The sequence below is a fragment of the Streptomyces sp. UNOB3_S3 genome, assembly GCF_020740895.1.
GTDB lineage: Bacteria > Actinomycetota > Actinomycetes > Streptomycetales > Streptomycetaceae > Streptomyces.
Genome location: NZ_JAILXP010000114.1, coordinates 1 through 18937, shown reverse-complemented (window position 1 = coordinate 18937; position 18937 = coordinate 1). Strand labels below are relative to the sequence as shown.

Sequence of the window (18937 nt, the reverse complement as noted above, 5' to 3'; positions counted from 1 at the left end):
CCGTGGGGGCGGGCGCGGAAGGCGGAGTGGGTGCCGTCGTGGAAGAAGCCGCCGCGCAGGGTCTTGGCGAGGGCGTGGGCCGGGTCGGCGGCGAAGTCGGCGTAGTAGCCCTGGGACTCGCCGGTGAGCGCGGTGTGCAGGGCGTGATGGAAGTCGTCGTTCCACTGGGCGTGGAGGCCGTGGCCGCCCGTGTCGCGCGGGGTGGTGGTGGCCGGGTCGTTGAGGTCGGACTCGGCGACGAGGAACAGCGGTCTGCCGAGGTGTCCGGCCAGCTCGTCGACGGCGGCTGACAGATCGGCGAGGAAGTGCCGGGGGCCGGTGTCGGCGAGCGCGTGCACGGCGTCCAGCCGCAGCCCGTCGAGCCGGTAGTCGCGCAGCCAGGCCAGGGCGCTGCCGATGAGGTACGCCCGCACCTCCGGGGATCCGGGGGCGTCCAGGTTGACGGCCGCGCCCCAGGGGGTGTGGTGGGTGTCGGTGAAGTACGGGCCGTACGCGGGCAGGTGATTGCCCGACGGGCCCAGGTGATTGTGGACGACGTCGAGGACGACGCCCAGGCCGAGGCCGTGCGCGGCGTCCACGAAGCGCCGCAGCCCGTCCGGGCCGCCGTAGGGCTCGTGCACGGCCCAGGGCGCCACCCCGTCGTACCCCCAGCCGTGCCGGCCGGGGAAGGGGCAGACGGGCATCAGCTCCACGTGCGTGACGCCCAGGTCCGCGAGGTGGGGCAGCCGCGCGGCCGCCGCGTCGAAGGTGCCCTCGCGGGTGTACGTGCCGGTGTGGAGCTCGTAGAGGACCGCGCCGGGCAGCCCCCGGCCGGGCCATGGATGCCGCCAGGCGAAGCGGGCGAAGTCGACGACGGCGCTGAGCCCGTCCGGACCGTCCGGCTGCCGGCGCGAGCGGGGGTCGGGCCGGGGCGGGCCGCCGTCGAGGGCGAAGCCGTAGCGGGTGCCGTGCCCGGCGGGGGCCTCGCCCCGCCACCGGCCGGGGCGGGCCGGGTCGGCGTCCATGGCGTACGTCCGGCCGTCCGCCACCAGGGCGACGCGCCGGGCCTGCGGTGCCCACACCTCGAACAGCACGGCGGCTCCTCTCGATGAGGGGAGTTTTCCCGGCCGGGCCGGCTTCAGCCCCGACGGCTCACCCGAGGGCGTCCAGCGCCGGGGCGATCGTGGCGAAGGCCCGGTCGGTCAGTTCGGCGGGGTCCTCGGCGGCGTCGCTGCCGCTCCACCGTCGCAGCACGGCGTCGAAGGCGGTGAGCGCCATCCCGGCGGCCAGCTGCGGGTACAGATCGGTGCCGGGGTCGAGCCCCAGGCGCTGCGCCAGCTCCGCCGCCAGGCCGTCGCGCCACTGGTCCTGGTGCTCCAGGAAGCGTGCGCGCAGGGCGGGGGTGCGCAGGATCAGCTGGACCACGCGCAGTGCCCTGTCGGAATGGTCGGCGCAGGCGGCCATGGAGACCCACACGGTGTGCCGCAGGGCCACGGACGGCCGCTCCTTGGCGGGGCGGGACGCCAGCGCCGCGCGCATGTCGGTGCCCATGCCGGCCAGGAACTGGACGACCACGTCCTCCTTGGAGGCGAAGTACCGGAAGAACGTCCGCTTGGAGACGCCGGCGGTGGCCGCGATCTCGTCGATGGTGACCGCGTCGAACCCCTTCAGCGCCAGCAGCTGCAGCGCCGCTTCGCTCAACTCATTGGCGACGAGCTGGCGTTTGCGCTGGGCCAGGGTGACTTCGGGGCGGGTGCTCACCCGGCGATCCTACCGCGATGCCATCCATGTCACCCAGTGACCTATTGACACCGAGTGACACAAACGGCAACGTGTGCCGCATGACGAAGCAGCAGCGCTGGACCGCCGATCAGATCCCGGACCAGGCCGAGCGGGTGTTCGTCGTCACCGGGGCCAACAGCGGCCTCGGCCTGGCGACCACCCGGGTACTCGCCCGCAAGGGCGGGCACGTGATCCTCGCCGTACGCGACGAGGCGAAGGGCCGCCGGGCCGCCGCAGAGATCACCGCCGAGCAGCCCGGCGCCGGGCTTGAGGTGCGCCGCCTCGACCTGGCCGATCTCGATTCGGTCCGGGCGTTCGCCGATCAGGTGCGCGCCGATCATCCGCGGCTGGACGTGCTCGTCAACAACGCCGGCGTGATGGCGCCGCCCCGCTCACTGAGCGCCCAGGGCCACGAGCTGCAGTTCGCCTGCAACCACCTCGGCCACTTCGCGCTCACCGGCCTGCTGCTCGACCTGCTGACCAAGGGCGACGACCCCCGCGTGGTCACGGTGAGTTCGGCCAACCACCGGCAGGGGCACCTCCACTTCGACGACCTTTCCGGCGAGCGCGCGTACTCGCCCATGGGCTTCTACAACCAGTCGAAGTTCGCCAACGCCGTCTTCGGACGGGAACTCCACCGGAGGCTGACCACGGCCGGCAGCCCGGTGCGCAGCGTGCTCGCCCACCCCGGCTACACCTCCACCAACCTCCAGACGAGCTCGCCGGTCGGCATGGTGAAGGTGCTGTTCGGCCACGTCCTCGCCCCGCTCGCGCAGCGCCCCGAGCAGGGCGCGCTGCCCCAGCTGTACGCGGCCACCGCCCCGGACGCGCAGGGCGGTGAGTTCATCGGGCCGGACGGCTTCGCCGAGCTGCGGGGCGGCCCGACGCGGGTGCCGCTGTCCACCGCGGCGGCCGATCCCGGGACCGGCCGCCGCCTGTGGGAACTGTCGGAACGACTCACCGACGTCCGGTTCCCGCTTCCTTAGACCGGTTTCCTGGACCGGTTTCCCTAATCCGCCGGCACGAAGTCGATCCGCTCCTGCGTCACCGGATACCCCGCCCGCGCGAAGCTCGCCGCCATCGGGGTGTTGCCCTTGTCCGTGGCGGCCGCGATCCTCGTGGCGCCCCAGTCGGCCAGGTCGTGGGTGCAGTCCACGAGCAGGTCGTGGGAGTAGCCGTGGCCGCGCCGCTCGGGGACGACGCCGATGTAGCCGACGCAGGGCCCGGCCGGGTTGTGGGCGGGTACGTGGAGGCCGGCGAGGTCTCCGGCGGGGGTGAAGGCGAGCCGCCACCATTCGCGGGGCGACGGCAGCCAGTGGAGGAAGTCCATCATGTCGTCGGCCGCGGCGTCCGGGCCCGACCCGGCGATGGTGCGGCGGTCGTGGGCGTCCAGCGTGCCGTCCATGGTGCGGCGCACGGCGTCACGGAACACCGCGTCGTCCGGCTCGGGCCGGTACACCAGGCGACCGGTGCGTTCCGGCAGCGGGCAGGCGGGCGTCCACTCGTAGCGGTACCGCTCGACGAGCGGCCGCATCCCGGCGGCCTCGGCGGCCGTCGTACGGGCCTCGACGGCGGCCCGTACGCGCGGCCGGTCGCGCCAGCCGGGCGGGGCGAGCAGGGCGTACTCGGCGCTCAGCGGGGCGGTGCGCAGCAGTTGGACGGCCGCCTCGGTCTCGCCGTCGGCGAAGTCGAACCAGTCGAGGGCCTTGGGCGCCTCGTCGCCGGGCCCGCCCCACCAGGCGGCGCGGGCGACGACGCGGCCGTCGCGCAGCGCCACCCAGGTCCAGTCGGGGCGGTACTCGCCGCCGAGGTGGACGGGCGCGTAGGTGTGGCCGAAGGCGGCCCTGCCGACGAGGGCGGGGCCGGTGTCGAGAGTGGTGAAGAGCGCGGTGTCGTGCTCGGTGAGGGCACGGATGACCAGGGAGGTCATGGGGATCCTTCCGGAGGCGGGCGGTCGCGCTCCCGGTCGGACGAGGTGTCAGACGGAGGACGCCCGGCGGAGGGGGCGGGAGCGCGGGACAGTGGTGACAGTGCTGTCGGTGCGGTTCATCTCTCGCCCCTCCTTTCCGGGTTCTCGGACGTCTGCCGGGACTCTAGGGCCCGCCGGACGCGTGGGTCCACCGGTTTTCCCGCGGCTACGGCTGGTGGAGGCCCCGGCCCGCGAGGGCGAGCATGACCTCGCCGACCGCCTCCGACAGCGTCGGGTGGGGGTGGACGTGCTGGGCGACGTCGGCGGCCTCCGCGTCCCAGCCGACGACGAGCTGGCTCTCGGCGATCATCTCGGAGACGTGCGGGCCCACGAGGTGGACGCCCAGCACCCGGCCGCCGCTGCCCTGTCCGGCGGCTTCGGCGGCTTCGGCGACGACCTTCACCATGCCGCCCTGGCCGTGCACCATGCCCTTGGCGGTGGCGGTCAGCGGCATCGTGACGGCCCGGACCGGGTGGCCCAGTTCTCGCGCCGCGGCCTCGGTGAGGCCCACGGAGGCGGTCTGCGGGCTGGAGTAGGTGACGCGGGGCACGGCCGCGTAGTCGACGGGCCGGGGCGCGAGGCCCGCCAGGGTCTCGGCGACCAGCAGGCCCTCCGCGAAGGAGGCGTGGGCCAGGCCGGGCGACGGCGGGGGCAGCAGATCGCCGACGACGTGGACGCCGGGGACGGCCGTCTCCAGCCGGGACCAGTCGGCCGGGGCGACGAAGCCCCGGGCGTCGGTGGCCAGTCCGGCCGCCGCGAGGCCGAGGCCGTCGGTGACCGGGGCCCGGCCCACGGCCACCAGCAGCCGTTCCGTCTCCAGCGTCCGCGCCTCGCCGCGCGCCGTGCGGACGACGACCCGTACACCCCCGTCGTACGGGTGCGCCTCGTCCAGTCGCGCGCCGGTCAGGACGTCGATGCCGCGCTTCTTCAGACCGCGCGCCAGGTGGCGGCCGACGTCGGCGTCCTCCAGCGGCAGCAGCCGGTCGGCGGCCTCCAGCAGTGTCACCTCGGCGCCCAGGGAGCGGTGCAGCGAGGCGTACTCGACGCCGATCGCGCCGCCGCCCAGCACCAGGACCGAGCCGGGCAGCCCGGGGGCGAACAGCGCGTCGTCGCTGGTGACGACCCTGACGCCGTCCGGTTCCAGCCCCGGGAGCGTCCGGGGCCGCGAGCCGGTGGCGAGGACGACGCCGCGCCGGGCCCGCCACGCGGTGCCCGCCCCGTCGCCGCCGACGATCCGTATCGCGCGGGGGCCGGTCAGGGTGGCCGAGCCCCGGACGACCCGCACGCCCGCGTGCGACAGCCGGCCCTCCACCCCCCGGTGGTTGCGGGAGACGATGTCGTCCCGGGTCGCGGTCAGGGCGGACCAGTCGACGGACTCGAGCGTCGCCTTCACCCCCCACCGTTCCCGCGCCTCCGCGATTCCGTCGACGAGCTCCGCCGCGTGCAGCATCGCCTTGCTGGGAACGCAGCCGCGGTGCAGACACGTGCCGCCGACGAGGTCGCGCTCGACGAGGACGACGCCGAGCCCGAGGGCCGCCGCGCGCAGCGCGGTGCTGTAGCCGCCGGTACCGCCGCCGATGACGATGACATCTGTCTCATGCATGCCTCCACCCTCCGCCCACCGGCGATGATGAGTCCAACGCAAGCTTTCGATGGGATCGATGACGGCTCTTCATGGGCGGGGTCGGGGGGGCGTACGGGATGAGTCTGCGGCAGATGGAGTACCTGGTCGCGGTCGTGGAGGAGGGGTCCTTCAGCAGGGCCGCGCACACCCTCAACGTCACCCAGTCCGCGCTCTCCCACCAGATCAAGGCGCTGGAAAGGACCGTCGGCGGCCCGCTGCTGGAGCGGCTGTCGCGCGGCGTCGGGCTCACACCGATGGGCCGGGCCTTCCTGCCCCACGCCGAGCTCGCGGTGCGCAGCGCGGGCCGGGCCCGCCGCGCGGCCCGGGCCGCCGCCGGGGCGGAGGGCGGTGAGCTCCACATCGTGGCGCTGCACGCGCTGGCGGCCGGCGTTCTGCCGGCGGTCCTCGCACGCTGGCGGGCCGAGTTCCCGGGGGTCGCGCTGCGGCTGCACGAGTGCGTCACCACGGAGGAGCTGCGCGACCGGATGGAGCGCGGTGTCGCCGACCTGGCCGTGGGGCCCCGCCCGCGGGACTGGCCGGGGCCGGTGGTCTCCCTCGGCGAGGAGGAGATCGTCCTGGTCGTCTCCGCCGGCGACCCGCTGGCGGAACGTACGGATCCGGTCGCGCTGGAGGAGCTCGCGGACCGGGCGTGGGTGCGGTGCGCGCTGGAGCCGGTGGTGGGCGGGCGGCGGTGGCTGGACGTGGTGTGCGAGGAGCGGGGCTTCACCCCGGTGACGGCGGTGGAGACGGAGCAGTCGTCGACGGCGGTGCGGATGGCCGCCGCCGGGCTGGGGATCGTGGCCGCGCCCCGGTACCTCGCGGCGGCGACGGCGGGCGCGGTGCCGGTGGCCGTCGATCCGCGCTGGCGGCGGGAGCAGACGGTGTTCTCGCGCGTGGAGCCGACGGGGGTGGCGGCCGCCTTCGTGGCACGGTGCGTGGAGCTCCTGCGCGGTGATCCGCCGGGCGCGGCGGCCGGCAGGGCGGCTGGCAGACTGGGGGCGTGACCAGCAACGACACCGTCCCGTTCGACGAGGACCCCCGCGACCGCGCCCCCCAGTTCGTACTGCCCCTCGTGGTGCGGATCGAGAAGACCGCACCCCCGGCGCGCACGGACGCGCTGGAGACGGCGGCGCGGGCGGTGCTGTGGCTGCTGTCGGACGAGCGGGCCACCGGGGACGGCGAGTGGGCGCGGGCGGTGGCGGACTGGCAGGACGCCCGCATCCGCAAGGTCGTGCGGCGGGCGCGCGGGGCGGAGTGGCGCAAGGCGTCCGCGCTGCCGGGCATCGCGGTGACGGGCGAGTCCGCCGAGGTGCGGGTCTTCCCGCCCGTGCCGCTGGACGGCTGGCCCAAGGAGCTGGTGAAGCTTCAGGTGTCGGGCACCGACCTGGACGACCCGGAGCCGCCGGCCGCGCCGGACCCCGCCCGGCCGGTGCTGTGGCTCAACCCGGGGCTGGAGATGTCGGCGGGCAAGACCATGGCCCAGGCCGGGCATGGCGCGCAGCTCGCGTGGTGGGCCCTGGACGACGCGGCGCGGGACGCGTGGCGGGAGGACGGTTTCGCGCTGTCGGTGCGGACGGCCGAGCCCGGGCAGTGGGCGGAGCTGACGACGAGCGGGCTGCCGGTGGTGAGGGACGCCGGTTTCACGGAGATCGCCCCCGGGCCGACCGTCGCGGTCGAAGGAGGCGCGCGCTACTGCCCGCTCCCGCGCCAACGATGAACCGGCCGCGTACGGCTTCGGGAAGCCGCGCTTCTTGCCGTCGGGCCAACGATGGTGCCCGGTCCGGGACTTGCCCCATCAGGCGCGCCACCCTGTGGCGCGGCGAATCACGGACGCGCCGGGACACGCCCCCAGTTGAGTGATTGCCACGTCATGCGGGCACGCGCTGGTATCCATGCGCACGTGATCACTTCTGCGACGGTGGCCGCACGCAGCCATCCCAACTCCCCCCATCCGGACGCCGAATGGGGACATCGGCATCGATCGTCCAGATGGCCCGGGGAGGACGTGAGGTGAAGCGCGTCCTCGTCGTCTACTACTCCCAGTCGGGAGATGTCCGCAACGCTCTCGAGGCGCTCACCGCGCCCCTGCGGGCGCCGGGCGTGGAGATCTGCTGGCGGCAGGTCGACAGCGTGCCCCGCTACTCGTTCCCCTGGAGGGCGGTGGAATTCTTCGACTGCATGCCGGAGGCGGTCACCGGCCGGCCGCCGGAGCCGGCGCCGATGGGGCTCGATCCACGTGAACGCTTCGACCTCGTCATCCTCGGTTGGCAGGTCTGGTTCCTGTCCCCCTCGCTGCCGATGCAGGCGTTCTTCACCGCACCGCAGGCCGAAGTGCTGCGCGGTACACGAGTGATCAGCGTGATCTGCTGCCGGCAGATGTGGCAGCGCGCGTACGGCGGGATGCGGCGGCTGGTCGCCCGGGCCGGGGGCGTCCTCACGGACAACGTCGTGCTCACGCATCAGGGTGGTTCGTCGGCCGGCTATCTGACAGCTCCCTGGCTCATGATCACAGGGCGGCGCGAAAAGCTCGCCTTCCTGCCCGCCGCGGGCGTCTCCAGCGGTGAGCTTCAGGGGCTGGAACGGTTCGGGCAGCGGCTCCGCGAGACCGCCGACCTCTGGGCCGAGCCCCGGCCCGCGCCGCTTCTCGCGGATCTGGCCCCCGCCAAGGTGCCCACGGCTTCGCTGCTGCCCGAGACGGCGATCGCCCCGCTCATGGTGGCGCTCGCGCGGATCGCCCGCTTGTGCGGCGGGCCGGGGAGCGTGCTCCGCAAACCGGTCGCCCTGCTGTTCGTGCTGACGCTGGTGGTGACGCTGCCGGTCCTCCTCGTGACGTCCGCCGTGCTGACACCGGTACTGGGCCGCGTCTTCGCCGGACGTCTCACCCGCTACCTCCGGGGCACGCAGGCGTTGGACCCACAGGACGGCTGCCGATAGTCGTACTTACGGAAGAAAGGGACGTGGGAAGACAATGCCTGCTTACATTTCCGGGGTCGGAATTTTTCTGCCGAACGAGCCCGTCGACAACGACGAGATCGAGAACGTGCTCGGGCAGGTCGGCGGCCGGCGGTCGCGGACCAAGACGACAGTGCTGCAGAGCAACGGCATCACGTCCCGCCACTACGCGCTGGATCCGGTGAGCGGCGAGATGACCCACACCAACTGCCGGCTCACCGTGGAGGCGGTCCGGGCGCTGTGCGACCGGACCGGGTTCTCACTGGCCGACCTGGACACACTCTCCTGCGGCACGAGCCTGCCCGACCAGGCGTTGCCCAACCACGCGGTCATGGTGCACGGCGAGCTGGGCTGTCCTCCGTGCGAGCCGGTCAGCACCGCGGGCGTCTGCATGTCCGGCCTGACCGCCTTCAAGTACGCCTACCTCAGTGTGCTTTCGGGCACCAGCAGGAACGCCATCTCGACGGCGTCGGAACTCGCTTCGGCGAGCCTGCGGTCCGCCTACTTCGAGTCCGGCTACGAGCCGGCCGACAGCGACGACGAGCGGGCGACGGAGCGGCTCCGGGCGAACCCCGTGGTCGCCCTGGAGGCGGACTTCCTGCGCTGGATGCTGTCCGACGGCTCGGCGGCCGTACTGGTCACCGACGAGCCCCGGGGCGCGTCGGTCTCGCTGCGGGTCGACTGGGTCGAGATCATCTCCATGGCCCACCTCGCCGATCCGTGCATGTACGCGGGTGCGGTGAAGCACAAGGACGGATCGTTCACCGGCTGGCGGCAGGCGGGGAGTCCCCGCGCGGCGCTGGAAGGCGAGTACTTCTACATCAGGCAGGACGCCCGGCAGCTCGGCCGGCTGATCACGAAGCTGCTCGGCGAGAGCATCGACGTCCTGCGCGAGCGCAGGGATGTCACCGGTGACGACTACGACTGGTTCCTGCCGCACTACTCGTCCGCGTACTTCCGCCGTCCGTTCGAGGAGACCTTCCGCGAGCGGGGACTGGGCATCCCGAGCGAGAAGTGGTTCACGAACCTCGCCTCCAAGGGCAACACCGGGTCCGCCTCCGTGTTCATCATGCTCGAGGAACTGCTCAACGGCGGACGCCTGACGCCCGGGCAGAAGCTGCTGTGCTGGGTGCCCGAAAGCGGGCGCTTCACCTACGGCTTTATGCAGCTCACCGTGGTGTAAAGAGCGAGCGGGCGACGGCATCGGCCTCGCCCGCTCCTTCCACCGGCCCGAACGCCGCGGCGTCAGCCGACGGCGACCGGTGACCTCTCCTGTGCGAGGACCCGGGACAAGGCCCGCGTCAGTGCACCGAGCGCGTCACCGGGGTCGGTGACGCAGCGCATGGCGACATGACCGTCCGGCCGCACGAGCACACAGCCCGACGGCCCCACTCCGTAGAGTTCCTGCCACTGCCCCGCCTCGTCCCGCCAGGCGCCGCCCGGCCCGATGCGCAGCACGCCGATGTCCAGGCCCCAGCGACGGCCCGCCTCGGCCGCGGCGTTCTCCCATGCCCGGCCCCGCGGTCCGGTCAGCACGGCGAAACGGTCGCCGATCGCGTCATGAAGGGCCACCAGCTCATCGGCGGAGTTCCGTAGCCACAGGTGCGGGGCTCGCGCGCCCGGGCACGCCGTGGGCCGGTAGACCGACACGGTGGACTCGGGTGCCGACGTGCCGTCCGGGACGATCGCGGCCGAGTCGTAGGCGAAGCCGAAGGTCTGCCCGGTGAAGAAGGCCTGCTCGCGCTGGGCCGGGATGGCGGCGGAGATCCTGGCCCGCAATGCCGCGCCCTCGGGGGATCGTTCGTTCTCGACCTCGAGGAGCGAGGAAGGGTCGGCGAGCAGGGCTCCTGTGGGAGCCATGCGCTCGGCATTGGCCACGCTCTGCTCCGCGTTGGCCATGGCGACCGGGCGCCGCTCGGTCTCGTAGGTGTCGAGCAGTGCCTCCCCGGCGGTGCCCTTCAGCACATGCCCGAGCTTCCAGGCGAGGTTGTGGGCGTCCTGGATGCCGGTGTTCATGCCGAAGCCGCCGGTCGGCGGGAAGCGGTGGGCGGCGTCACCGGCCAGGAAGACACGTCCCTCGCGGAACCGCTCGGCGATGGCGGTCTCCATCCGCCACGGGAAGACGCCGAGGACGTCGACGGCCGCGTCGCGTGTTCCCACCGCGTGCCGGACGATCCGCGCACAGCGCTCCGGGGTGAAGTCCCGTGCGACGTCGCGGGAGGGGTCGTAGCCGAAGAGGTACACCCAGCGGTGACGGCCGTCCAGAGTGATGAACACTCCCTGGGTATCCGGGTTGACGATCCACCACAGCAGAAAGGGCCGGTCCCGTTGGCAGGCGGCGAGATCGGCGGTGAAGTGGACACCGATCATGTGCCCCGACGCCTGCAGCCGGGGGGCGGGGATCCCCAGGCCGCTCCGGATCGTGCTGTGGGAACCGTCGGCCGCGATGACGTACGCGGAGCGGAAGGTCCGCTCCGCGCCGTCCCGCGACGCCCGCGCTCTCGTGGTGACGCCCTCGGCGTCCTGCTCGGCGGACAGCACTTCCGTCGCGAACTCCACGGTGACACCGGGGTGGGCTTCGGCCGCCCGGAGGAGGAGGGGTTCCAGCACGTCCTGGGGGCAGGAACGCAGGATCTCGCTGGAATGCGTCAGCATCGCCTCAAGGGCGGCGGGATCGTCGTCGACCATGATCCGTCCGAGCTCCCGGCCCGCCATGCGGGTCATCCACCCCATGCCCAGGCCGCGTTCCGGCGCAAGCGCGGCCTCGCCGACCGCACCGGACAGGCCCCACTGCCGGAAGAGCTCCATCGTGCGGGCGTTGACGACGTGTGCCTTGGGATGCCGGGACGTGCCGGGGTGCCGGGCCACCACATGGGTCCGCACCCCCGCCCTGCCCAGCAGGAGCGCGGCGGTCAGGCCCGTCGGACCGGCGCCGACGACCAGGACGTCGAGCTGTGGCGTGGTCATTACAGACCTCCAGAGGTGTGGGTCGCGTGCGTCACGGAGCCGTGAACAACAGGACGGCGTTCTGCCCGCCGAATCCGAAGGAGCAGCTGACCGCCGTGTCCGCGGCCGTCGGGCGGGGCAGGCCCGCGACCACGTCCACCTTGTGGGGCCCGTCCTGGACCTCGAAGTTCGCCGTCGGCGGGACCGTCCCGTGGCGCAGGGCGAGGACGGTGTACGCCGCCTGGATCGCTCCGGCCGCCCCCAGCGCATGACCGATCACGCCCTTGGAGGCGGTGACCGGCGGCATGTCGTCACCGAAGACCCGGACGAGAGCCGCCGCCTCGGCCGCGTCGTTCATCCGGGTCGAGGTGCCGTGCGCGTTGACGTGGCCGATGTCCCGGGGGCGGCAGCCGGCGTCCTCCAGGGCCGCTCGCAGGACCCGGGCCACGCCGTCGCCGTCGGGATGCGGGGCGATGGGATGGTAGGCGTCGGAACCCGCCCCGTAACCGCGCAGCAGGGCGAGGACGGGCGCCCGGCGGGCACGGGCGGTGGCAAGGCGCTCCAGTACGAGGACGGCGGCGCCCTCGCCCAGGACGAAGCCGTCGCGTGCCGCGTCGAACGGCCGGCTGGCGAGCTCCGGCCGCTCCCGGCGCCGGGACAGGGCCCGCATCCGGGAGAAGCAGGCCGCCGCGATACGGGACCCCGGCGATTCGCTGCCGCCCGCGAGGACGATGTCGCAGGAGCCCGAGCGCAGCAGGTCCCGTGCGACCCCGATCGCCGTGGCGCCCGAGGCGCAGGCGCTGGAGGTGGTGAAGTTGGGGCCGCGCGCCCCGAGGTCGATGGCGACCTCGCCCGCGGCCATGTTCGGCACGCTGCGCGGGAGGGCGAGCGGTGAGACCCGCTCCGGATTTCCCGCGACGAGATGGCCGAACTCGGTGAGGTAGCCGCCCAGACTGTTGGTCCCGACCCCCAGGATGACGCCCACCCGCTCCGCCTGCCAGGCGCTGGTGTCGAGGGCGGCGTCGGCGACGGCCCGCCGTGCGGCGACGAGGGCGAACTGGATGAAGGGGTCCACTCGTCGCGCGAGGGACGGTCCGAGTTCCCGCCGGGCGTCGAAGCCGAGCACCCGGCAGGAGAAGTCTGTGGGTAATCCGGCCAGTTCGGGATCGGCGGCGGCCAGCGAACGGCCCTCGCACAGGGCCGCCCAGTTCGCCTCCGCCGAGTGCCCTGCCGGGGTCACCAGGCCGAGGCCGGTGACCGCGATCTCAGGCTGCACGTGCGATCACCCGGGCCACATCGCCGAGGCTGGTCGTCAGCGAGAGGTCCAGGGCCTCGTCCGGCACCACGATGCCGAACTCCGCCTCCGCGGCCACCACGAGTTCCATCATCCCGAGCGAGTCCACGCCGAGGCTCTCGAGCGTGGTCTGCGCGGAGAGCTCCGCCGGGTCCACGTTCACCTCCAGGTGCTCGGTCACCAGGCGGACGAGCTGCGGGGGAAGCTCCGACGGCGACGTCTGCGGCACTGCTTCGGTCATGGTGGTTCTCCTCATTCTCATCTGGTGCGCAACGGCCGGAACCGCCGCTCGTGATCGTCACGCCCTGGGGCGCGTCATGTGCAACGGCTTCCGGACCGTTGGGCTACGAGGTGTCACCCGGCCGTGGCCGCTTCACCGGATTCCCTCGACGGCTCCAACTCATCCGACTCCCCTGGTGACTTGGCCTTCCTGGGGGTGCCGATGAGGAAACAGACCGCGACGACGACGATGACGGCGACCGTGCCGAGCGCCGTGGACATGCCGCTCATAAAGGCGTCCTTGACGCCCGAGGCGAGGCCCGCGCCCCCGGCCCCGGCGCGGTCGGCCATGTGGTCGGCCACGTAGAGGCCGCCTGCCGGGGAGTGGCGCACGGCTTCGGCCGCGGCCTCGGGCAGGCGCGAGACCACGTCGGGGAGCGAGGAGCGGTAATGGCTGCCGAACACGGAGCCCATCAGCGCGATGCCCACGGCCGCGCCCACCTCGCGGGTCACGTCGTTCACCGCCGAGGCGACACCCTGCTGGTCACGGGTGAGCGAGCCGGTGATCGCCGCGGTCCCGACGGCTCCCGTCATACCGACACCGGCGCCGGCGGGCAGGAGGCAGCCGAGAAACGGCAGGTATCCGGAATCGGCATGCAGCAGCGACCCCGCGAACAGGCCCGCGCTCAGCAGAAGCAGTCCGGTCGTCATCACCGTGCGCGTGCCGAGCGCGCGGGCCAGCCGCGGGGTCAGCTGCGAGGTGGGCACGACGACGAGGGCGATGGGCACGAGGGCCACGGCGGATTTCCAGGGGGTGTAGCCGAGGACCAGCTGCACGTACTGCAGGCCGACGAAATAGAACCCGAAGACCGCCATGAACTGCACCGCGATCGTCACGGCCCCGGCCCGGAAGCCCTTGTCGCGGAACAGGCGGGGGTCGAGCAGGGGTTGGGCGGCTCGCAGCCCGAGGACGACGTACGCGACACCGGCCAGCACCGCGGCGGCCAGAGCCCCGATCACCTGCGGCCGGCCCCATCCCCGGTCGTTCCCCTCGATCAGGGCGTACACGAGGGCACCGGGAGCGAGGGCGGTGCACACCGCCCCCGCCACGTCGAAGCGGCGCGGGTGCGCCTCCCTCGTCTCCGGGGCCAGGAGTACGGCCGCGAGGGCGGCGGCCAGGGCGACGGCGGAGCTGGTGACGAAGATCGACCGCCAGCTGAACCATTCCAGCAGGGCGCCGGACGCGAGCATCCCGATGATGACGCCCGAGGCCCCGCACCCGGCCCAGATGGCGACGCCGCGCGAGCGCTGCCCGGCGGGCAGGACGGCGGTCATCGTCGACAGAGTGCCCGGCATGATCATGGCCGCGCCGACACCCATGACCACGCGCCATGCGACCAGGGCGGTCGTACCGGACGCGTCGGCCGCGGCGAGGGCCGCGGCCGCGAAGACCATGGTGCCGACGACGAGTACCGCACGACGGCCCACGCGGTCGCCGAGAGCACCCATGGGCAGCACAAGCCCGGCGAGGGTCACCGTGTAGCCGTCGATGATCCACGTCAGGGATGTGGTGGACGCGGCCAGACCGACGGCGAGGTCCGGCAGCGCGAGGTTCAGGGCGGACATGGAGGCGACGACCAGGATCAGCGCCAGACTCATGGAGAACAGGACTCCACGGGGCTTTCCCCGGCGGACGGCGTCGGCTTCGCCACGTGGGGACTCGGTGGCGGCCGTCACCGGACGCGGTACCCCTGCCCGTGTCCGTGTCCGTTTCCGTGTCCAACCGGGCGGAACGATGCGCGGACCACTGAGGGACCGAGGCCGGAGGCCGGACCGCACGGCTGTGTTGAGGTGCTCACGAGATCACAACTACCAGCTGCCCGCGGACGCGTAGGGCGCGGTCTCACGAACGCGGGATGCCGAAGTACGTGCATTGACAACGGAGTTGCCGGTCGGGCCGTCCGTGTGCCTGGCACGCCGGGCAGCCGCGGCCGCCGGCGGCGGAGCCGGTCCGGCGCACGGGCCCGGGCCGGGGAGATCGCGCCCGGTTCGTGCATGGTCGTCGCGGACCATCCCTTGATGCGGAGTTGTCACAGGCGCCTGTGATACTTACCACCTGAACATCTGTACCGTCGCCAGGGAGTACGACGTTGTCGAAGAGGTCTGTCTACGGTCCGACGGCGTTGGGCTCCATATGCGTGGTGGCGGCGCTGGTCGTCGGGCTGACGCGGGGCGGCGGGGACGAGGGCCACAAGGGCAACGCCTCGTCGTCCTCCGCGCGGGCCGGCGGGGAGGCCGCGGCGGGCGACGGCAAGAAGGAGGAAGAGCCCTGGGACGGCAAGGTCAAGGTCCTCGGGGACGGCTCGACGTCCTTCACCGGCCCGCAGCCGAAGGTCGCCAAGCCCGAGAAGCTGAAGCCCGGCGAGAAGCCCCCGCAGTTCGTCGTCTTCTCCTGGGACGGCGGCCTGGAGGGCGACGACCATCTGTTCTCCCATTTCCGGCAGGTCGCCAAGCAGAACAACGCGCAGATGACGTTCTTCCTGACCGCCATGTATCTGCTGCCGAAATCGAAGGCGACGCTGTACAAGCCGCCGCAGCACAAGCCGGGCGAAGCGGCGATATCGTACGCGACCGACCCGCACATCCGGGACACCCTGAATCAGGTGCGCGGCGCCTGGCTGGACGGCAATGAGATAGGCACCCACTTCAACGGGCATTTCTGCGGCACCAAGGGCGGTGGCGACTGGAGCCCGGCGGAGTGGAAGAGCGAGATCGAGCAGTCGTACTCCTTCGTCGAGAACTGGAAGACGAACACCGGCTACAAGGACCTGCCCCCGCTGCCCTTCGACTACAAGAAGGAGCTGGTGGGCGGCCGCGCCCCCTGCCTCGAAGGGCAGAAGAACCTGCTGACGGCGGCGAAGGAATTCGGCTGGCGCTACGACGCCAGCTCGCCCGGTGACTTCCAGCTGTGGCCGTCCAAGAAGAACGACATCTGGAATTTCCCGCTCCAGCTGCTCCCGTACCCCAAGAGCGACAAGCAGGTCCTGTCCATGGACTTCAATTTCCTCTACAACCAGTCCGGCGACAACACCAAGGGCGACCCGGCGAAGTACACGGAGTGGCGGCAGCTGACCCGCGACGGTTATCTGAACGGCTTCAACCGGGTCTACAACGGCAGCCGGGCGCCCCTGTTCATAGGCAACCACTTCGAGGACTGGAACGACGGCATCTATATGAAGGCCGTGGAGGACGTCATGAAGTCGGTGTGCAAGAAGGACGACGTGCGCTGCGTGTCCTTCAAGCAGCTGGCCGACTGGCTGGACGCCCAGGACCCCAAGGTGCTGGCGAAGCTGCGCGGCCTGGACCCCGCACAGGCACCGGACTGGACAACGTTCCTGAAGTGACCCGTAAGGGGCGCGGGGAACTGCGCGACAAGCCCCCACCGGCCCGCAGGTAACCGGCGCGGAGCGCTAACGCTTGGCCATGTACCGCGTCCAGATGTCGCCCGGGTACGCGCTCCCCTGGACGGTCTTCGCGGTGCCGCCGAGCCCGTCCAGCGGCAGCAGTTCCTGGCTCTTGGGGTCGATGCGGGAGAGCGAGACGGCCGTCGACACCGCGCCCCGGTAGCCGGCGAACCAGGCGGACTTGTTGTCCGGGCCGGTGCCGGCCGTGGCCGCCGTGCCCGCGCCGGCCGCCTTGGCCGCGACCCCGTGCCCGTTCTGCACACCGGCGCGCAGGGCGTCGTCCACCGCCCCGGCGACGCTCGCGGACAGCGCGCGCACGGCGACGGACTTCTCCACGGACACGGGGTCGCCGTTGCGGCTGACCTCCGTGACGGAGTACGGCTCGGCGTTCATGCCCTTGGCCGCGAAGGTGGCGTAGGCGGCGGCCATGCGGATGGCGCTGGGCCGGGTGGTGCCGAGGGAGAAGGCGGGCACCTGCGGGCCGAGGCTCTCCTCCAGGATCCCGCACTGGACGGCCGTGCGGCCGACCTTGTCCAGGCCGGTGTCCATGCCGAGCTGCATGATCGAGGAGTTGACCGACTGGGCCACCGCCTCCCGCAGCGTGATCTTCCCCCAGGACTTGTCGCCCTCGTTGCGCCCCTTGACGATCTTCCCCGAGCGGTCCCAGTACGGGCCCTCGGGCGTCCGTATCGCGATCTTGTCATTGCCGTCGTAGACGGTGGCGGGGGTGACGGGTACACGGGCGCCGCCGCGCTCGCGCTGGATGCCGTTGGCCAGGGCCGAGGCGTAGACGAACGGGGCGAAGGCCGTGCCCGCCGGGACGACGGTGGAGTTGGCGTCGTTGAAGCCCTGCTTGAGGTAGTCCGGCCCGCCGTAGAGGGCGACGATCCGCCCGTCGGCCATGACGGAGGCGGCCCCGATCCGTACGTCCCGGTCGGCTTCCCGCTTGTCGGGGTCGAGGCCCCGGGTGGCGTCGGTGACGGCCTTGGCCAGGCCCTCGACCTTGGGCTTCTCGAAGGTGGTGTGGATCTGGTAGCCGCCGAGGTCGAAGTCCTTGTCGGAGACGTCGCTGTGGGCGAGGACGTAGGCGTGGGCGGTGTCGACGAGATAGCCGGTCTGCCCGGTCAGCCCGGCCGGCTTGGGCGGGGCCTTGGGCTCGGGGAACGTCGTGTACTTGGCCCGCTCCTGCGGCGAGAGCCTGCCGATGGTGACCATGCGGTCGAGGATCCACTTCCAGCGCTCCACGGCCCGCTCGTGGTTCTTGGGCCCGAGCGAGGGGTCGTAGAGGCCGGCGCCCTTGAGGAGGGCGGCGAGGAAGGCGCCCTCGCTGGGGGTGAGCTCCGAGACGTCCTTGCCGTAGTAGGCGTGGGCGGCGCGCTGGATGCCGTAGCTGCCGCGCCCGTACCAGCTGGTGTTGAGGTAGCCCTGGAGGATGTCCGATTTGCTCATCTCGTTGTCGAGCTTGATGGCGATGAACATCTCGGTGAGCTTGCGCGTGAAGGTCTGCCGCTGGTTGAGGTAGACGTTCTTCACGTACTGCTGGGTGATGGTGGAGCCGCCCTGGGTCTCCCCGCCGCCGATCATCTTGCTGACGGCCCGGGTCATACCGCTGACGGAGACCCCGCTGTCGGTGTAGAAGGTCTCATTCTCGGCGGCGAGGGCGGCCCAGCGCACCTTCTCGGGAACCTTGTCCAGGGCGGCGTCCTGGCGGTTCACGGGTCCCGTGCGGGCCATCTCGCTGCCGTCGGCCCAGTAGTAGACGTTGTCCTGCTGGGTGGCGAAGTCGTTGAGGTCGGTGGGTATCTCGGTGGTGGTGTAGAGGACCGCCACGGCGGCGGCGAGGGTGCCGAAGAGGCAGCCGAACAGGCCGAGGGTCTGGCGCCAGGAGGGTATCCAGCGGCGCGCGCCCGTCCGGCCCGGGCGGGGGTAGGCGGGCCGGAGCCGGGCCAGCCGGGTGCCGAGGGCGCCGAGCCGGCCGGTGGCCCCGCCGGAGCGCCGGCGGGAGCGGGAGCGGTGGCCGGAGGAGCCCGCACTGCCGGTGTCGGCGGCCCGCTGCCCGCGACGGCCGCGCACGGAAGCGAAGGGTTTACGGGCACGCGCCCTGCTGTGCCGCTCGCTCACCGTTATGCCCCCACCCTTACCGAACATCCGTCTTCGGCTCTGTCGCTCGATTACCGGGAGTCTGTCATACCGGAATCTGAAGATCCGTTAGGTTCCGCGCGGTCCGCCGAGTCCTTTACACTCCTGTAGAGGTCATGGCGCGCACAGCGGAAGGAACGCCCGGAGAGATGGAAGCGGCCGAATTGATGGAAACGGCCGTACCCGCCGTCGTCGTGCGCCAGGGGCGGCGCCGTGCCAACGGCGCGCTGGAGGGCGAGGTCCTCGCCGCGCTGCAGCGCGCGGGCACCCCGCTGACCCCGCGCGAGGTCCAGAGCACCCTCCCGGGCGAGCTGACCTACAGCACGGTGGTCACGATCCTCTCCCGGCTGCTCGTCAAGGACGTGCTCACCCGCACCCCGCGCGGCCGCGCCTACGCCTACGCGCCCCTGACCGACGAGGCCGGGCTCGCCGCCCGCCGGATGCACAAGGTCCTCGAAGGGCGCCCCGACCGGGAAGTCGTGCTGACCCGCTTCGCCGACGGCCTGGCCCTCGAGGACGCGGAGCTGCTGCGGCAGCTCCTCACCGGCATCCCCCGCCCCCGCTGACCC

The 18937-nt window shown here is 72.4% G+C and carries 16 protein-coding genes; 7 read left to right on the top strand and 9 right to left on the bottom strand.

Annotated features, from left to right (window positions below; translation table 11 throughout):
- The coding region (locus K6I33_RS14955) for an alpha-amylase family glycosyl hydrolase (protein WP_308297166.1) at positions 1 to 1073 on the bottom strand (1073 nt) is incomplete at its 3' end.
- A gap of 58 nt (positions 1074 to 1131) precedes the next feature.
- Positions 1132 to 1740 (bottom strand): TetR family transcriptional regulator, encoded by a 609-nt coding sequence (locus K6I33_RS14950; RefSeq protein WP_229351992.1) that lies wholly within the window; start codon positions 1738 to 1740, stop codon positions 1132 to 1134.
- An 80-nt stretch (positions 1741 to 1820) separates the two neighbouring features.
- On the opposite strand from K6I33_RS14950, the gene K6I33_RS14945 reads away from it, so the two are divergent.
- Complete coding sequence (locus K6I33_RS14945) at positions 1821 to 2747, top strand: oxidoreductase (protein ID WP_229351991.1); 927 nt, start codon at positions 1821 to 1823, stop codon at positions 2745 to 2747.
- 23 nt (positions 2748 to 2770) lie between these two features.
- Here the strand turns inward: K6I33_RS14945 and K6I33_RS14940 are convergent, their stop codons facing one another.
- Positions 2771 to 3691, bottom strand: coding sequence for a GNAT family N-acetyltransferase (locus tag K6I33_RS14940; RefSeq protein ID WP_229351990.1), 921 nt, complete (start codon positions 3689 to 3691; stop codon positions 2771 to 2773).
- A gap of 205 nt (positions 3692 to 3896) precedes the next feature.
- Positions 3897 to 5333: a dihydrolipoyl dehydrogenase gene (gene lpdA, locus K6I33_RS14935; RefSeq protein WP_229351989.1), complete on the bottom strand. Its 1437-nt coding sequence runs from the start codon at positions 5331 to 5333 to the stop codon at positions 3897 to 3899.
- Positions 5334 to 5431: 98 nt separating this feature from the next.
- Here lpdA and K6I33_RS14930 point away from each other — a divergent pair, with 98 nt between their 5' ends.
- The 4 genes from K6I33_RS14930 (at position 5432) to K6I33_RS14915 (ending at position 9489) form a co-directional block, all read left to right on the top strand.
- Entirely contained in the window at positions 5432 to 6358 is a 927-nt protein-coding gene (locus K6I33_RS14930; RefSeq protein WP_229351988.1) for a LysR family transcriptional regulator, read from the top strand.
- The gene (locus K6I33_RS14925) at positions 6355 to 7071 is read left to right on the top strand and encodes a peptidyl-tRNA hydrolase (RefSeq protein WP_229351987.1); all 717 of its coding nucleotides are present in this window, start codon (positions 6355 to 6357) and stop codon (positions 7069 to 7071) included. The genes K6I33_RS14930 and K6I33_RS14925 overlap by 4 nt, the downstream gene beginning before the upstream one ends.
- A gap of 293 nt (positions 7072 to 7364) precedes the next feature.
- Positions 7365 to 8288 (top strand): hypothetical protein, encoded by a 924-nt coding sequence (locus K6I33_RS14920; RefSeq protein ID WP_229351985.1) that lies wholly within the window; start codon positions 7365 to 7367, stop codon positions 8286 to 8288.
- Between the two features lie 34 nt (positions 8289 to 8322).
- On the top strand, positions 8323 to 9489 hold the full coding sequence (locus K6I33_RS14915; protein WP_229351982.1) for a beta-ketoacyl-ACP synthase III: 1167 nt from the start codon (positions 8323 to 8325) through the stop codon (positions 9487 to 9489).
- 62 nt (positions 9490 to 9551) lie between these two features.
- On the opposite strand, the gene K6I33_RS14910 is transcribed toward K6I33_RS14915, so the two are convergent.
- The 4 genes from K6I33_RS14910 to K6I33_RS14895 all read right to left on the bottom strand — a co-directional run bounded on the left by K6I33_RS14910 (position 9552) and on the right by K6I33_RS14895 (position 14424).
- On the bottom strand, positions 9552 to 11273 hold the full coding sequence (locus K6I33_RS14910; protein ID WP_229351979.1) for an FAD-dependent monooxygenase: 1722 nt from the start codon (positions 11271 to 11273) through the stop codon (positions 9552 to 9554).
- Positions 11274 to 11304: 31 nt separating this feature from the next.
- The gene (locus K6I33_RS14905) at positions 11305 to 12528 is read right to left on the bottom strand and encodes a beta-ketoacyl synthase (RefSeq protein ID WP_229351978.1); all 1224 of its coding nucleotides are present in this window, start codon (positions 12526 to 12528) and stop codon (positions 11305 to 11307) included.
- Positions 12518 to 12787 (bottom strand): acyl carrier protein, encoded by a 270-nt coding sequence (locus K6I33_RS14900; RefSeq protein ID WP_229351977.1) that lies wholly within the window; start codon positions 12785 to 12787, stop codon positions 12518 to 12520. Before K6I33_RS14900 ends, K6I33_RS14905 begins: the two co-directional genes overlap by 11 nt.
- A 113-nt stretch (positions 12788 to 12900) precedes the next feature.
- Positions 12901 to 14424: an MFS transporter gene (locus K6I33_RS14895; RefSeq protein WP_229351976.1), complete on the bottom strand. Its 1524-nt coding sequence runs from the start codon at positions 14422 to 14424 to the stop codon at positions 12901 to 12903.
- A 491-nt stretch (positions 14425 to 14915) separates the two neighbouring features.
- On the opposite strand from K6I33_RS14895, the gene K6I33_RS14890 reads away from it, so the two are divergent.
- Complete coding sequence (locus K6I33_RS14890) at positions 14916 to 16169, top strand: hypothetical protein (RefSeq protein ID WP_229351975.1); 1254 nt, start codon at positions 14916 to 14918, stop codon at positions 16167 to 16169.
- 66 nt (positions 16170 to 16235) lie between these two features.
- On the opposite strand, the gene K6I33_RS14885 is transcribed toward K6I33_RS14890, so the two are convergent.
- Complete coding sequence (locus K6I33_RS14885) at positions 16236 to 18302, bottom strand: transglycosylase domain-containing protein (RefSeq protein ID WP_229351974.1); 2067 nt, start codon at positions 18300 to 18302, stop codon at positions 16236 to 16238.
- A gap of 215 nt (positions 18303 to 18517) precedes the next feature.
- Between K6I33_RS14885 and K6I33_RS14880 the strand changes: the two genes are divergently transcribed.
- A complete protein-coding gene (locus K6I33_RS14880) occupies positions 18518 to 18934 on the top strand; it encodes a BlaI/MecI/CopY family transcriptional regulator (RefSeq protein WP_229351973.1) in 417 nt (138 codons plus the stop codon).
- Positions 18935 to 18937: the final 3 nt, after the last annotated feature.